Origin of the sequence: Glaciibacter superstes DSM 21135 (genome assembly GCF_000421145.1) — a bacterium.
GTDB classification, from domain to species: domain Bacteria; phylum Actinomycetota; class Actinomycetes; order Actinomycetales; family Microbacteriaceae; genus Cryobacterium; species Cryobacterium superstes.
Window position 1 is genome coordinate 225686 of record NZ_ATWH01000001.1, and the last position, 15862, is coordinate 241547.

The window sequence follows — 15862 nt, forward strand, 5'->3', positions numbered from 1 at the left end:
TGCAGAGTTTAGTGACAATTGCTCAACATTCATTCCCCCCAAACGAGGGTGTTCTCAATGACCGGATGCGACGTAGTGCGCGGCGACGCGCTCGGCGGTCAGCGGGGCACCATAGACGGCCACTTCATCGATTGAGCCGTTGAGGTATGGCTGACCCGTCCAGGTTCTGTCACCCCCGATCCGCCAGTAGCCCGCATAGTTCTGAGCCGAGGTCGTATCCGCGCGCTGCCCGACCAATGCGCCGTCGACATACAGCTCCATGCCGGTCGGACCGAGAGTGCCGACGATGTGGTGCCATTGTCCGTCGTTCAGCCCCGCCGCACTCTGCACCGTGCGCCTGGACCCGGGATACACACCGAAAAATACCCGTCCGGATGCGTCGAGGTACAGGTGCCTGTCCGCCATGGTGGACTCCCCCGTGCGAGAGTTGCCGAACCCGACGACCTTCCCACCCATTGTGCTGGTGGTCCTGAACCAGGCCTCGAGGGCGAACGCGTTCGGTCCCTGCACCGGCGCCTGCGTCGACACCAGGCCGCTGCTGCCGTCGAAGGTGGCGGCCGTATTCGAATCGGATCCGATGGCTCCAGCCGCGCCGAACGTGACTCCAGCGCCGGCTTCAGCGGTCGCTGTCCCAGCACTGTCGGCCACGATCGGACCGCCGGATTCACCAAGTCGCCAGTAGCTCACCGGCTCATCACTGGCAATCGCCTCGGCATAGTCGCCTGCGGGAACCGGAGGGGCGGGAGGGGCGGGCGCAGGAGGCGCAGGCTGATTCGAACCCGTCCCCTTGACGACCACGCTCACATTGTTGCCGTTGACGACGTTCCCCAGCGGGTCGGTCACCCTGATCCGGTAGGTATAGCTCGCTCCGCCCGTCACGGTCGTGTCGGTAAAGGTCATCGATGGCAGGGTCCAGAAGTTCGACGTGGCCGTTGTCGAATAGACGGGAGACGCCGTGTTGCCGTTGCGGATGACGTCGTAGGTCAGCTTCGCATTGTCGCGGTCCCAGTTGGCCTTCCAACTCACTCTGGCGGTTCGGTCCGCCGGCGACGTGACCGTTGGAACATAGCTCGCGCCACTCTGCCGCGGCCCATCCTTGTTGGGTGCAATCCCTTTGGCCGCGAACCGCACGATGCCCTGTTGCGGCACGTTGTTGACGCGGGTGAATTCACCGCCGTAGAGGATGTACTGGCTGTTGCCGGCGACCGACCAGCCACCCTGGCTGACACCGGTGAATGTTCCGGTGTTGATATCTGGATACCAGTCCAGCAGCGCAGGACGCGGTGTACCTGCCCAGTTGGTGTATCCCTTGGTGTCCTTCGTGATGGCGCCCTGGACGGTCTTGGTAAATGCCAGTCCACGATGAAAACCCCAGGGATCAGTTTGCGGGAAGCCCGCAATGTTGCCGCAGTAGTGGGCATGACTCGTCGTATAGACGACATCCGCCGTCGGGAACACGGAATAGGTGTCGCCGTGGCAGTCCTCGACCCAGATGATGGTGCCGTTGTCCCACGACGCATAGAAAGCTCCCTCCAGCGTGCCGGTGCCATAGTGCTGGCCGGTGCCGTATACGCCATTCGCATCAGAGGCCAGGCTGGAGATCGCCGCGTTGTTGCCGGCATTGCGCACTTTGCTGTTCACGTTGAACGGCAGCATCGCCCCGGTCGCTCCGTTCAGCGAAGCGAGTCCATATCCCGGGTTGGACGATCCGTTCACGGTCTGGAAGTAGCCGCCGATCACCACCTTGCTGCCGTCGGACTTCACCGTGACGGCGATGGCCTGCCCGCTGGCGATCTTCGGAGCCCAACCGGTCTTGCGGGCACCGGTCACGGCGTCGTAGGCGGCGGCGCCCGACACAGGCGAGCCATTTGCGACGGTGAATTGCCCGACGAGGTACACGGTGCTGTTGGTCGCCGCGACCGCGTTCACCTTGCCGTTCAGCACGGGGGCGAACGACGTCAACGCGCCCGTTGCGGTATTGAACGAGGCAATGCGGTAGCGAGCGGCCCCGCCGATCGAGGTGAAGCTTCCCGCCACGTACAAACGGGTGCCGTCTGGCGACATCGCCATATTCCGGATGCGGGCGTTCGGGTTCGGGTTCCAGGTGCCGTTCATGGCTCCCGTTTGAAGGTTGTACGAGAGCAGGTGGCGACGGGCGACTGAGTTCACGCCCGGTGCGGCACCGGCGGGCCTGGCGTTCTGGAAGTCGCCGCCGGCGTAGACGGTGTTGCCGGCAATCTCCTGGTCCCAGACCACTCCGTCGATCTGCACCGTCGGCAGAACATCGGTGGAGACCGTGGCCGGAGTGGCGGGCGACGGTGGAACGGTATCCGCGGCCACCGGCTGGGCAATGAGCACCAAGCCGACCGTGATGGCCACGACGGTGGCGATGGAGACGACGCGTGAACGAGCAGGAGAAGGCATCGGTGGGCCTCGGTTCGGGTGGTGAGTCACAGTGCGGCTCGCTCCCAGTTTAGTGAGTAAGTCTCACTTTAAGCGCTTCCCCGCTACTTCCCCAGTTAACTGTTTCCTCGAACAAGGCAGTTCAGTTGGGGATGGCACCTTCGAACGCGAGGACCGGGTCACCGACCTGGTAGTCCATCGTGATCAGCACGTGATCCCGCTCCTCTTCTGGAACGGTGAAGACCATGGTGCCGGTCACCGTCGCTCCGGCCGCGACCTCGGCGGGCAATGGGCTACCACCTGGCTTCTGCAGCTCAGATGCCGGCGACTGGTCCGCGCCGTAGTACACGTTGACCAGGGCAGTGGCCAGCGAGATCGCTTTCCCGGTGCCATTGACGATTGAGACAGTGAAACGGATGGCTGGGCCTGCCACGTCTCCGGCCAGCTGCGCTTCACCCTGCACCGCTTCGAATGTGCCAACGGAGACGGTCACCCCTGGAGCGGGTTCGGCGGCCTCCGCGAACGGGAGCGGACTTGCCGTGACGAACGGTTCATCTCCGGGGGCGGGCGAGTCCTGCGGCGGCGCTGGGGTGGAACCGGGGCTCGCGGTAGCGCCTCCGCCAGGTTCGCCCGCTCCGGGCGTCGTGGTGGACACAGACGCAGGAGACAACCCGTTATTGGCCATGGCCACCCCGATCGTCACCACGATGACCGCGATGATCACAGCGACGGCGCCGATCGTGATCCAGACGAGAGCCATCCGCCGCGGGCCGTGGCCGGTTGGCGTTTCAACTGGGGAGGACATGGCATTCCTCTCTGCGAGATAGTCGATCACACTACACGAGCGGATCATACCCCCGCGTAGCGCATGTTGGCATGGAATTCTCGGGCCGCAGACACGAAGAAGCCGCGCCATCCTTCTCGGATGGACGCGGCTCCTTCTGTGGGGAAGTCGGGACTCAGCCCTTCCGCACCGCGACGGCAGCGCCGTCGGTGTAGGTGTTCGCATCCGTGGTGATCTGTGTGGTGGTCGGCGCGATGATGGCGCAGTTCGCGATCCCGGTGTTGCGTCCGAAGACGTTGTCCGTGACCGTGAGGCCGACGATCGGGCCCCGGCCCTTCTCTGCGACGTTGATGCTGCAGGCACCGCCATCCGCGGTGTTGCCGGAGAACGACACGTTGCCGACCTTGCCGGTGTCCTGGGTGATCATCATCACGGCGTTGTGCGCATCAGTGATGGTGTTCCCCGTGAACGAGATGTTCGTTCCCGCCTGGATCTGGATCGAGTCGTCGTGCGTCGGCGTGCCGTCTCGGAGCGGGTCCTGCTCGAGGTGCAGGTTGCCGTGGAGCCAGGATTCGCTGACCGCGACGTTGCCGGCTGTGAGGTGAATCTGGTCGGTGACGTCGTGGATGTTCACCCGTGTCGCGGTGAAGTCTGAGCCCATGATCCCGCTCACCCGGTTGTCCCAGCCGGCAAGAATCTCCGAGTCGTTGATCACGAGGTTCGGCGAGTGGGAGAGGTTGTTGACCAGTGCGCCCCCAGCGCCTGCCCGGCCGCGGACGATCGAGTTCTTGATCGTGACGTCGGCGGCCTTGACGATGATGCTGCCGTGAACGTCGAGCGAGTCGATGGTGGTGCCGGCCTCTGTGACCGTGATGTTGCCCTCGTGCACCGTCAGGGCGGTACCAGCCGGTACACCGGTGTTGTCAGGGCCGGGCTTGCCACCGGCAGGGGCAGGCGCGGGAGCAGGAGCAGGAGCAGGAGCAGGAGCAGGTGCCTGCTCCGGGGCGGGTGCGGGTGCAGGTGCAGGTGCAGGTGCAGGTGCAGGTGCGGGTGCGGGTGCGGGTGCGGGTGCAGGTGCGGGTGCAGGTGCGGGAGCAGGTGTGCTCGCCTGTCCCACAACCTCAGCACGCAGCTTCACGCTGGCTCGGCTATTGAAGATCGTGATCGACGGAGCGGACTCCGTCACGGGGAGGGTTACCGTCTTTGAGACGGTCTTCTGGGCGGGAACGGTCCATTTCACGGCTTCGGCGCCCGCGATGGACCCCGTCACGACCGTCTGGCGCCACGCGCCGGAGGCGGTGATGCGCACCCGTGCGGACTCGGATCCCGGCGTGACTCCTGTGACAGGCAGTACGCCGGAAGCGTTGGGTTTGACAACGACCGAAGAGACCCGGGTCGATGTGGCGGCCTGCGCGCTCTGCCCGGCGAGGCCGAGAACGCCCGTGAGCATGAGTGCTGCGGTAATTGTTGCGAAAACCGACCTGCGCCGGCGAGATGATGAAGTCAAAGGCATAGAACTTTCCTGGTATTGATCGTTGCTTGACACGCGTAGGGGCGCGATCTGTCAGCACGTGGGGACGTGACTAGTTCGGGGGTATCAAGGGACCCTAACCGGTCGAGAAGCAAATGTCACATTCCGATAACGCAAAAATGAAGATTATTCGAGGAGGGTGGCAGCGGATAGTCTCTCGTGCATGAAGGCGCTCGTTTTGTGGGCGGATTCCCACTCTCCCAACCTGGGGGTGCGCAGTCTCGCGGCCGGGACTGCCGCGCTCGTGGCACAGGTATGGCCTGGCTGTGAAATTGTGTTCCACAACTTCGGTCGGCCGATTCGCCAATTGCCGGTCGGACGTTTCCGGTCACTTGCGCGGGAGCGCGTGACGGGTCGCCACGGAATGCAGCGCTGGCTCGGCAACTTCGACGTTGTTATCGACACCCGCTCAGGTGACAGCTTCACCGACATCTACGGCCTGCGCCGACTGTCAATGATGTGTGCCGTCGCGGAATGCGCAACCGAGGCCGGAACCCCCGTCGTGCTCGGACCGCAGACGATCGGCCCGTTCGACAGCCGGCGAGGTCGACGGCTCGCCGGCTTCTCACTCCGTCGAGCCGCGTTGGTCATGGCACGCGATTCTGAGAGCGCTCGCTATGCCGTGAAACTGGGACGACCAGTTGACACCCTGACAACGGATGTCGTCTTCGCGATTCCGGTTCCTTCTGTCGCCCACACGCGCGATGTCGTCCTCAATGCCTCTGGTCTGCTCTGGCAGGAGAATTCGCACGTCGATTCCGAACGGTACCGGCACACGATCCGCCGGCTGCTGCGCACACTCCTCGAATCCGGACGCGAGGTCTCCCTCCTGGCTCACGTACTGGATTCCCCCTCGTCGGACAACGATCTGTACGCGGTTCGCTCCCTGGCCGAGAGTGCCGGGAGCTCAGTGGAGGTGATTGAGCCGACGTCGCTCGAGCGCTCTCGAGCTGTCGTCGCCTCGGCATCCGTTGTGATCGGGTCCCGGATGCACGCGTGCCTGAATGCCCTCTCGGTCGGCGTCCCCGCGATTCCCCTGGCCTACTCGCGCAAGTTCGCCCCGCTCCTCGAGGACCTCGGCTGGGCCGCCACCGTCGACATGCGCACGGCAGAGGACCCTGTTGGTGAAGTCCTCGCCTACCTGGACGCTCCCGGTCTCGCATCCGGCGTGAGTGATGTGACAGAGCGTGCCGCTGTTTCGCTGCAGCGTGCCAGATTGGGCCTCCGGGCGCTGGTATGAGCGAGCCGCCGCAGCGAGCGTCCGATGGGCTGGGAACCCGGGCGGCGCGAGGCGCTGCCGTCACCCTGGCCGGACAGAGTGCCCGGATCGGCGTTCAGGTGGTGTCGGTGGTGGTGTTGGCGCGCCTCCTCTCCCCACACGACTACGGGTTGCTGGCGATGGTTCTGACGGTTGTCGGCATCGGCGAGATCTTCCGCGACTTCGGCCTGTCATCCGCCGCGATCCAGGCTCCCACCCTCTCGCGTGGCCAGCGCGACAACCTGTTCTGGCTGAACGCCGGAATCGGACTCGTCCTCTCGCTGATCGTCTTCCTCAGCGCACCGCTGATTGCCCTGCTGTATGGCGAATCCGAGCTCGTGCCCCTCACCCAGCTGCTGTCGATCACCTTTGTGATCAACGGCCTGACAACGCAGTACCGGGCCGACCGAAATCGAACCATGAAGTTCACGGTCCTCGCTGTCAGCGACATCGCCGCCGCCGTGATCGGACTGGGCTGCGCGGTCGCCGCAGCAGTGGCCGGCTGGGAGTATTGGGCCCTGGCGGTTCAACAACTGGTGCAATGCGTGGTCGGGCTCGTCATTCTGGTGGCCAGTGCCCGCTGGCTTCCGCATCTGCCGGATCGCTCCGCGCCGATGTCGGGTCTGCTTCGCTACGGGGGGCACCTGGTCGGAACCCAGCTCATCGGCTACGTCAGCAACAACATCGACTCTGTCATCATCGGCACACGATTCGGGGCCGCCCAGCTCGGCATCTACAATCGCGGCTTCCAGCTCCTGATGCAGCCGCTCGGCCAAGTGCGTTCACCGACCACCCGGATCGCCCTTCCGGTTCTGTCGCGCCTGAGTGACGACCGTTCCCGGTTCGGCGAGTTCGTGGTGCGCGGCCAGCAGGCGCTCGGCTACACGTTGGTTGCCGGGCTCGGCCTGGTGATTGCGGCGGCGGAGCCGCTGACCGCGATCCTGCTCGGAGACCAGTGGACGGCCGTTGCGCCCATCCTCCGACTCCTCGCGATTGCCGGGATCTTCCAGACGATCGCCTATGTCGGCTACTGGATCTACCTCTCGCGCGGCCTGACGGCCGATCTCTTTCGATACACCCTCGTCACGTCGGCAATCAAGATCACCTGCATCGTGATCGGTGCCTCATTCGGGATCGTCGGGGTGGCCGCCGGGTATGCCCTGGCGCCTGCGCTGGCCTGGCCGATCTCGTTGACCTGGCTCTCCCGCCGCACCGATATTCCGACCCGTCGACTCTATGCCGGTGCGTTCCGAATCCTGCTGGTCGTCGGGGTCGCGGCCGGGGCGGGTTGGGCAGCGACCCTCGCAGTGGACACCGAGCATGCCCTGGTGCAGGTGCTCGTTGCTTTCGGGGCCGGACTCCTGACCTATGGCCTGGGATATCTGGTCCCGCCGATCCGACGCGACATCACGGCAGTGGTCGGGATCGCGCGGCTGCTCCCTCACCTGCGAACCCGGCGCAGGTGACCGCCCAGGTGACGGCTTTGGCGCTGAAGGCTATATTGAGCAGATGTTGCTCCCGATCAGGCTCCTGAAGGGGAGTTGGCCGCGGCCCCTGGAACGGTGGTTTTCGAGGTTCGTCTGGTCTGACCCCCTGGTCATCCTGCGCGACGACGTCTCCGAAGAAGACTTCCGGGCCGCCATGTCGGCCATCCACGTCGGAGACACCATCAAGATCACCGGCAGGGACCGCCATCCCGTCGCCGACGACCTCCTCATCGAGAACGTCGAACTCTCCGGCGCGACCATCGTCGACATCGGGGCGTCTGATGGCTCGACCTCCGTTGACCTGATCCGAAAACTCGACGACTTCGCGCGCTACATCATGGCCGACCTCTTCTTCGAGATCGACGTGGTCGAGGTGGGCAGGCACAGTGTGTTCTTTGATAACGACGGCAACTGGATCCTGACGGTCGGCCACCGTATTCTCGCCTGGCCGGCCGACTCAGCACTGGTGCGCCTGGTGTTCGGCCGCTCAGAGCGCCGCGCCCGCCGACCGGGGATGCCGCAGAAGCGCGCCCTGTTGCTGGGCCCGGCAGCCAGGGAACTGATGCGCCGCGACCAGCGGATCAATTACCGGGTGCACGACATCTTCACACCGTGGGACGGCCCGGCGCCGACCGTCGTGAAAGTCGCGAACCTGTTGCGGCGACTCTACTTCAGCGACGAGGTGATCGTCTCGGCGCTCCAGACGCTCCTCGGAAGCCTTACAGAAGGCGCCTACCTGCTGATCGTGGACAACTCCCGCATCCCGGGAATGGGTCCACGTGCCGGTCTCTACCAACGCGACGACGGCAAGTTCACGATGATTGCCGAGACGCCGGATCGTCCCGAGATCGCCGATCTCGTCGGTCGGGCGCAGCTGACGGTATTTCCCCTGGATGAACCCCAGCCCTAGCCAGGCGCAATCGGAGCGGCTACTATCTGAGGATCTCTCACATCCGATCCGATGGCAATTCGCCGCCGGCAGAGAGGAACCCGAACGATGCCAACTGCTTCGCCCCGCTCATCGCTGCGGATCGGCTATGCCGCCGGTGCCTTCGATTTGTTTCATGTCGGCCATCTGAACCTGCTGCGCCAGGCGCGGCGCGAGTGCGACTACCTCATCGCCGGGATCGTCTCAGACGACATGCTCCTGCAGGCGAAGGGCTCGTTGCCGATCGTTCCTCTGGCCGAGCGACTGGAGATCGTGAGGAACATCGCGTTCGTGGACGAGGCCCGCGCCGAGGTGGTACCCGACAAGCTGGAAACCTGGCGGGACGTGCGGTTCGACGTTTTCTTCAAGGGAGATGACTGGCGGGGCACAGAGCGCGGTGTTCGACTGGAACGACGGTTTGCAAAAGTCGGTGTGGAGGTCGTGTATTTCCCGTACACGGTGCACACCTCGAGCACGGCACTTCGCCGCGCCCTCGAAAACCTCGAATCGTTGCAGGGCGCTGCCCTTTCCGCAGGCGTTCGCCCGTGAAACCGCCGCGGCCACGCTCCCCGGTCGTGGCATCCGCCTTTGATTCAGTCGCGCGGCTGAATCAGGTCGAGCACGATGTCTTTCCGGCCACGGGCAAAACGCGCGTACGCCCCAGAGCCCGCCGCCCGCAACACCGGAAGCGCCCGCAGGAAGCGGTTCCGGGGAAGTCGCGCGCGGGCACTCTCGTGGCGGAGTTTCGCGTTCGCTAGGGTGAGATTCTGAGGCGGCACGAGCGCACCGAGGCCGCTGAGTCGTTCGACCAACACAGCAGCCCTGGCCTGCAAGCGCTCGTTTCGACCATTTCCCACGGCGAGCAGCATCCCCGCTTTCTCCCGCGCGCTGCGGCGCCGTACTCCCTGCTTGTTCGAACTGTGCTGCCGATACTGAAGCAGCGGCTCTTCGAGAAACGACAGCCTTCCCATGCCGGCAGCGACGATGCCGAGCCACTCGTCGTACACCCAGCTGCGTGGAAACGGGACGGCGTGCGACACGAGTTCCCGCCGAAAGGCCGCGGTTGCACCGGTGACGATATTGCGGCGAATCAAGACCGGAAATGCCGCGCCGCCACGATAGCGCTCGCGCTCCCACCCGGTGACCAGCTGCCGCTCGGTGAGGAGCACACCGCGCGGATCACCACCCTCATCGATGAGAGTCGCGTCACTGTGGATGAACAGGAGTTCGGGTTGCTGCTCGAAGGCGGCACGAATCCATTCGAACCGCGTGGGCGCGCACCGGTCGTCGTGGTCGCAGATGATGACGATGTCCCCCGTGCACGCTGCGATGGTCCGCTCGATATTGGCCGTGATGCCGACGTGCCCAGACGAAAGGATCGTCACCTCGGTCTTCCAGGACGGCCGAGCCTGCTGTTCTGTCTCGATCATGGCGGTGATCAGCGCAAGTGTGTTGTCGTCTGATCCGTCGTCGCCGATGACGATCTGTTCCGGCGGTGACGACTGGGTGAGGATCGATGCCAGCTGTTCGCCGACAAACCGGGAACTGTTGTAGACGCGCATCGCCACCGAAATCGTGAGCGGCCGGGAGACGGTCATCGAACACCACCCAACGCGGTTGGTCGACCGGCCCCGGGTTGGCCGACGATGGCCCCATGCTAGGCCTGGAAGAGTGCACAGGGAAGAGCAGGCGGGTAGGCGGGCACCTCGGATTTGCTCCCCCGAATAGGGGTGATCCGTTCCCTGTCTCTTCATAACCACGGGCAGCGCCGCTAGCATCGGTGCACGTTCTCACACCCACTGCCGCGATTTCTGTCGCCGCCAGAGAGAGGATGCCGTCGTGTCCAGCCTGCCGAAGCCTCCAGGGCCTGCACCGCGCAGCACCACGTCAAGCGACACCAATTCACGGAACATCACGTCACAGCAAATGGATGCTGAAGTCGGCTCCGTTGTACGTTCTGGCAACTGCTCTGGCTGTGGAATGTGTGCCATCCTCGACAGCGGCCTGACGATGCAGATCACCGGCGACGGGTACAGCAGACCGACCAGGACAGCGTCGGGGAAGCGAGACGCCGATGCACTCGATCGATTCAGGAACGCTTGCCCTGGAAAACGCGTCGCCGCCCAGCGCCCTGACGGTTCCACGTGGCATCCCACCATGGGCCCGGTGACCGGAATCTGGGCAGCGTGGGCGAAAGACCCCGAGGTGCGTCGACTCGGCAGCAGCGGCGGGGCACTCACCGCGTTGTCTGAGTGGCTGGTTGCGTCCGGCTCCTCCACGCGCGTTGTCGCGGCCGGAGCGGAGCCTGCCAATCCGCGAAGAACGGTGAGCGTGACGATCATGTCCAGGGATGAGGCGCTCCGATCGGCGGGATCACGGTACGCACCGGTATCCGTTGCCGCCAACCCGGCAGCCATCGACCCGAATTCTTCAGTCGTTGGGAAGCCGTGTGAGATCTCTGCCCTGCGCGCGCTCGCGGAAGCACGAGGGGAGGAGCCGCCGCTTCTGCTGTCGTTCTACTGCGCGGGCACACCACGCCAGAGCGCGACGACCCAGCTCCTCGAATCCCTCGGCGTAGACCCCGCTCTGCCCCTGCGCGACCTGTGGTACCGCGGAAGGGGGTGGCCGGGTCGCTTCACCGCTGTTCGAGAAGACGGAACATCCGTCAGTTCGCCGTACGCCGACTCGTGGGGGGAACACCTTGGTCCGACCATCCAGTGGCGGTGCAAGTTGTGCCCGGACGGCGTCGGCGAGAGCGCGGACATCTCGGCGGCAGACCTGTGGAAAACGGACGAGGGCGGCTCTCCCGTGTTCGCAGAGGGCGAGGGGGTCAGCGCCCTGATCGCTCGGACTCGGCGCGGATGGGAGGCGGTCGAGAATGCGATCGCTGCCGGTGTGTTGATCGTGCGGCCCATCGACATCGCCGACCTCGCCGCTGTGCAACCCACGCACAGGAAGCGCCGGGAAACCCTGCTCGGCCGATTGGCCGGAACGATGCTGACCGGTTCCCGGGTGCCGAGGTTCAGCGGGTTCCGGCTCGCCCGACTCGGGCTGGCACATCCGCTCGCGCTCGTGCGAACTGCCAGGGGAACCTTCGCTCGCGCGCGGGCTGCACGCTCCAGGTCCTGACTGCACTGCGTGGCTCGGTACCGTCAGCGCTGCGTGCGTCAGAGTTGCGTGCGTCAGAGTTGCGAGTCGTCAGGAGCGAAGGTATTGCAGGCGGCCGCACCCTGGTCGTGCCCGGTCATGAACCAGCCTTGCCGCTGTTCGCTCGAGCCGTGGGTCCAGCCCTCTGGGTTCACCTGCCCCTGCGTCGCTTCCTGGATGCGGTCGTCACCGACAGCGGATGCCGCGCTCAAGGCATCCTGCATCTGTTGCTGCGTGATCGCTTTCAGGAACGGCACCCCGCTCTCGTCCTTGGTCTGCGACGCGGCGGCGACCCACGCCCCGGCGAAGCAATCGGCCTGCAGCTCGACCCTGACCGCGTTCGATCCCGCGCCGGTCTGCCCGTCTTGCGAACGCTCCAGGATGCCGGTGATGTTCTGGATGTGGTGGCCCCACTCGTGCGCGACCACATACATCTCAGCCAGCGGTCCACCGTTGGATCCGAACCGACTGCTGAGCTCGTCGAAGAAAGCGGTGTCGATGTAGATCGTCTCGTCTGGCGGGCAGTAGAACGGGCCGGTCGCGCTCGACGCGGTTCCGCAGCCGGTTCCTGCGCTGTCAGTGAAGAGCGCGAGGTCAGTCGGTGAGTGGTATTCGGCGCCGAGCGGCGGCAGGGCAGACGACCAGAAGACATCCAGGGATGCGGCCGCACCCTTCATCCGGCAGTCGACGTTCGCGTTCGCCTGCGCGCCGGTGTCGCAGTTCTCGATCGCGGAGGTGGTGCCGGAGTCCTGCTGCGGCGCTGTTCCGGCGGCCAGCCCGGTCAGGTCGACGCCGAGGAACTGCGACAGGACGAACAGCACGATGACGCCGAGGCCCCCACCGCCGATGGCGATTCCGGTGTTCCGGCCGCGCCTGGAGACCTTCCCGCCGCTGATGTTCGCGTTGTCGTTGAACGTCATAGTAGAGAAACTACCCCGCGAAGCGGTCTGTCGCCTCGACTAACGCGTTAAGGATTCCCGGCTCGTCGAACGCGTGGCCGGCATCGGGAACCAGGATGAACTCGGCTTCGGGCCAGGCCTTGTGCAGGTCCCAGGCGGTGAAGGCCGGCGTGCACATGTCGTAACGCCCCTGCACGATCACGCCGGGGACATCCTTCAGCGTGCCGGCGCGCTCGATCAACTGGTTCGGCTCGAACCAGCCATTGTTCTGAAAGTAGTGGTTCTCGATGCGCGCGAAGGCCACCGCGAAAGCCGGTTCGGTGAACTTTGCGATGGTGTCCGGCTGCTGCAACAGGGTGATGGTTGACGACTCCCACGTCGACCAGGCCACCCCCGCACGTTCGCGCACCGACTGGTCTGCGTCGTGCAGCAGTCGACCGTACGCCTGAATGAGCCTGGAGCGTTCCTCAACCGGCACCGGTGCAATGAACTCTTCCCACAGGTCGGGGTAGATCGCTGCAGCACCGCCCTCGTAGAACCAGTCGAGCTCGATCGGCCGCAGCGTGAAGATTCCGCGCACCACCAGTTCCGTGACGCGCTTGGTATGGGCTTCTGCGTAGGCGAGGGCGAGGGTGCTGCCCCATGACCCACCACACACGAGCCACTTCTTGATGCCGAGGTGCGTGCGCAGCTTCTCCAGGTCGTCGACCAGGTGCCAGGTGGTGTTGACGCTGAGGTCGACATCCGCTTCGCTCGCGTGCGGCGTGCTCTGCCCGCATCCGCGCTGGTCGAACAGAATGATTCGGTATTTCTCGGGGTCGAAGACCCGGCGTTGGTTGGCACTCGACGCACCGCCTGGGCCACCGTGCAGGTAGACCGCAGGCTTGCCGTCTGGGTTGCCCGAGGCCTCCCAGTAGAGGCTCTGACCGTCGCCGACGTCGAGCATCCCGCTCTCGTACGGCTCTATTTCTGGGAAGAAGTCTCGCATTCGGCCAGCATATTCCCCCGCGGCCTCAGGAGAGGTGATGCCTGCGCTCTAGCGCGGCACCTTCAACGTCGACATTGGGCAGCACGCGGTCGAGCCAGCCCGGCAGCCACCACGCCGACGTTCCTAGAAGGTGCATGAGCGCCGGCATCAGCAGCAGCCTCACGATGAACGCATCGACGAGCACGCCGAACGCCAGCCCGAACCCGATTGACCTGATCATGGTCGATTCGGAGAAGACGAACCCGCCGAAGACGGCGACCATGATCAGTCCGGCGGCGATCACGACCGATCGGCCGGCGCGCACTCCCTGCACGACCGCGAGACGTGCCGGCGCTCCGTGCACGTACGCCTCCCGCATCCCCGATGCCAGGAACAGCTGGTAGTCCATGGCGAGACCGAACAGGATGCCGGTCAGGATGACCGGAAGGAAGCTCAGGATGGGCCCCGTGCTGTGGATACCGAGCACGCTTCCAAACCAGCCCCACTGGAACACCGCGACAATGGCGCCAAAGGTGGCAAACAACGAAAGAATGAAGCCGCCTGTCGCGATCAGCGGCACGAGAATCGAACGGAAGACCAGGATCATGATGAGCAGCGAGAGGCCGACGACCACAACAAGGTAGATCGGCAGGATGTCCGCAAGACCCTCAGAGATATCGATGTTGATGGCGGCCTGACCGGCAACTCCGAGGGTGATGCCTCCATCCAGCGCCGGAAGGTCGCGAAGGTCGCGCACCAGTTGTTCGGTCGACAGACTGTTCGGGCCATCTTCTGGAACAACCTGGAATGCGGCCAGCAGATTGTCATCTGAAACGGCGATCGGCAGGGCCGCCACGACATCATCCTGGTCGGCAATCGTCTGGGCGACGAGTACCTGCTTCTCGAGCACCTCGTCGTCATCAAGCCCGGCAGGCAACTGTGCGGTGACGAGAAGCGTTCCGTTGGCGCCCCCACCGAATTGTTCATCGGTGATGGTGAAGGCGCGGTACGAGGCAGACCCTTCTGGTTCAGACGATCCATCCGGGAGGCCGACCCGCATCGACAGTGCCGGCGCGGCGACGATCATGAGCACGGCAACGCTAGCGATGACCGTGACAATCGCGCGCAAAGTGGGAATCGGGCGAGCGGCGCGGCGCTTCGTGGCCCGCTCCCGCTCCCGCCCGATCCTGGCTCGCGCACGCCGAGTCAGCACCCGCTCCCCCAGCAGGCTGAGCAGCGCTGGAGTCAGGGTGATCGCGATAAGCACAGCGATCGCAACGCAGACGGCGCCGACCGTGCCCATCAGGCCGAGGAATGGGATGCCGGTCACGTTGAGAGCGAGCAGCGCCACCACAACCGTTGCGCCGGCGAAGACGACAGCGTTGCCCGCCGTTCCGTTGGCGAGGCCGATCGACTCGCGCACGGTGGCTCCTTGGAGGAGCTGCTTGCGGTGACGATTAATGATGAACAGCGAGTAATCGATGCCTACCGCGAGACCGAGCATGACGCCGAGCACGGGGGTGACGGATGCCATCTGCACCGCTCCGGAGAAGGCGAGCGTTCCGACGACACCAATGGCGACTCCGACGATGGCGGTGAGAATCGGCAGCATGGCCGTCATCAGCGCGCCGAGCATCACCAGCAGCACGATCGCGGCAAAGACAACGCCGATCACCTCGCCGACACCGAATATCTGCGGAACGCCCTGGGCGATATCGGTGGAGAACGCCACCTCCACCCCGTCGACCGGATCCGATTCGAAGTGGGCGATCACGGCCTGTTTCGAGTCTTCAGACAGTTCGAGCCTCGGCTCAGTGAACGCCACGTTCACCAAGGCGGTCGATCCGTCCTCTGAGATCAAACGGATGCCGTCGGCGAGATCCATCAGCGTCGTTCCGAGTTCGAGCTTGTCGCTCTGCGCCTCGAGCGTCTCACGCGACGCATCGAGAACGGCCTGCTGTTCGCTCAGCGTCTGTTCATCGAGATACGCACGACCGGCATCGAGCTGCGCCTGTCCGGCATCGAGCTGCAACCGGCCGTCAGTAATCTGCGCTCGACCTCCTTCAAGCTGGGCCGCCTGGGCCCTGCGGTCCTCCTCTGTGTCGAATGGGTCGACGACGCTGGCCACATCCGACAGGTCTTCCCCGTCGGCCACGAGCGCTCTGATCGACGCAGTCTGGCCAGCGTTGAATGCCGATCCATCCGTCGTCGTGAAGACCACGGTCCCCGAGGCGCCACTGAAGTCGGGGAGTTTCTCCTGAAGCTCGTCTGTCACTTCTCCCGAGGCGGTGCCTGGAACGTCGAAGCTCGAGGTCAGTCCGGTGAATCCCACCAGGAAGCCGCCGACCGCGATAGCCAGCACAACCATCCACGCACAGATCACCGTCCACACTCGTCGTGCGGCAAACGTGCCCAAACGGTACAGCAACTCGGCCATGACATCCTCTCGATCAGCAGT

At 64.8% G+C, this 15862-nt stretch carries 12 protein-coding genes; 5 read left to right on the forward strand and 7 right to left on the reverse strand.

All coding sequences use genetic code 11. The features are described from left to right. Positions 1-54 precede the first annotated feature (54 nt). The 3 genes from K323_RS0101120 to K323_RS29695 all read right to left on the reverse strand — a co-directional run bounded on the left by K323_RS0101120 (position 55) and on the right by K323_RS29695 (position 4637). On the reverse strand, positions 55-2424 hold the full coding sequence (locus K323_RS0101120; RefSeq protein ID WP_022883452.1) for a LamG domain-containing protein: 2370 nt from the start codon (positions 2422-2424) through the stop codon (positions 55-57). A 121-nt stretch (positions 2425-2545) separates the two neighbouring features. After that, positions 2546-3208, reverse strand: a complete 663-nt coding sequence (locus tag K323_RS0101125; RefSeq protein WP_157509310.1) for a hypothetical protein — start codon at positions 3206-3208, stop codon at positions 2546-2548. Positions 3209-3362: 154 nt separating this feature from the next. Further along, the gene (locus tag K323_RS29695; RefSeq protein WP_022883454.1) at positions 3363-4637 is read right to left on the reverse strand and encodes a hypothetical protein; all 1275 of its coding nucleotides are present in this window, start codon (positions 4635-4637) and stop codon (positions 3363-3365) included. Positions 4638-4881: 244 nt separating this feature from the next. Here K323_RS29695 and K323_RS23550 point away from each other — a divergent pair, with 244 nt between their 5' ends. The 4 genes from K323_RS23550 to K323_RS0101160 all read left to right on the forward strand — a co-directional run bounded on the left by K323_RS23550 (position 4882) and on the right by K323_RS0101160 (position 8940). Next, entirely contained in the window at positions 4882-5958 is a 1077-nt protein-coding gene (locus tag K323_RS23550; protein WP_022883455.1) for a polysaccharide pyruvyl transferase family protein, read from the forward strand. Beyond that, a complete protein-coding gene (locus tag K323_RS23555; RefSeq protein WP_022883456.1) occupies positions 5955-7442 on the forward strand; it encodes a lipopolysaccharide biosynthesis protein in 1488 nt (495 codons plus the stop codon). Before K323_RS23550 ends, K323_RS23555 begins: the two co-directional genes overlap by 4 nt. A gap of 43 nt (positions 7443-7485) precedes the next feature. Then, positions 7486-8373, forward strand: coding sequence for a hypothetical protein (locus K323_RS23560; protein WP_022883457.1), 888 nt, complete (start codon positions 7486-7488; stop codon positions 8371-8373). 87 nt (positions 8374-8460) lie between these two features. Next, complete coding sequence (locus K323_RS0101160; protein ID WP_022883458.1) at positions 8461-8940, forward strand: FAD synthase family protein; 480 nt, start codon at positions 8461-8463, stop codon at positions 8938-8940. A gap of 44 nt (positions 8941-8984) precedes the next feature. On the opposite strand, the gene K323_RS0101165 is transcribed toward K323_RS0101160, so the two are convergent. Further along, positions 8985-9989, reverse strand: a complete 1005-nt coding sequence (locus K323_RS0101165; RefSeq protein ID WP_022883459.1) for a glycosyltransferase — start codon at positions 9987-9989, stop codon at positions 8985-8987. A gap of 382 nt (positions 9990-10371) precedes the next feature. Here K323_RS0101165 and K323_RS0101170 point away from each other — a divergent pair, with 382 nt between their 5' ends. After that, positions 10372-11520 (forward strand): Coenzyme F420 hydrogenase/dehydrogenase, beta subunit C-terminal domain, encoded by a 1149-nt coding sequence (locus tag K323_RS0101170; RefSeq protein WP_211219807.1) that lies wholly within the window; start codon positions 10372-10374, stop codon positions 11518-11520. 53 nt (positions 11521-11573) lie between these two features. On the opposite strand, the gene ypfJ is transcribed toward K323_RS0101170, so the two are convergent. The 3 genes from ypfJ to K323_RS0101185 are packed head-to-tail and all read right to left on the reverse strand — an operon-like array spanning position 11574 to position 15841. Beyond that, positions 11574-12458 (reverse strand): KPN_02809 family neutral zinc metallopeptidase, encoded by an 885-nt coding sequence (gene ypfJ, locus K323_RS0101175; RefSeq protein ID WP_022883461.1) that lies wholly within the window; start codon positions 12456-12458, stop codon positions 11574-11576. A gap of 10 nt (positions 12459-12468) precedes the next feature. Further along, on the reverse strand, positions 12469-13425 hold the full coding sequence (gene pip, locus K323_RS0101180; RefSeq protein ID WP_022883462.1) for a prolyl aminopeptidase: 957 nt from the start codon (positions 13423-13425) through the stop codon (positions 12469-12471). 25 nt (positions 13426-13450) lie between these two features. Next, positions 13451-15841, reverse strand: a complete 2391-nt coding sequence (locus tag K323_RS0101185) for an MMPL family transporter (RefSeq protein WP_022883463.1) — start codon at positions 15839-15841, stop codon at positions 13451-13453. Positions 15842-15862: the final 21 nt, after the last annotated feature.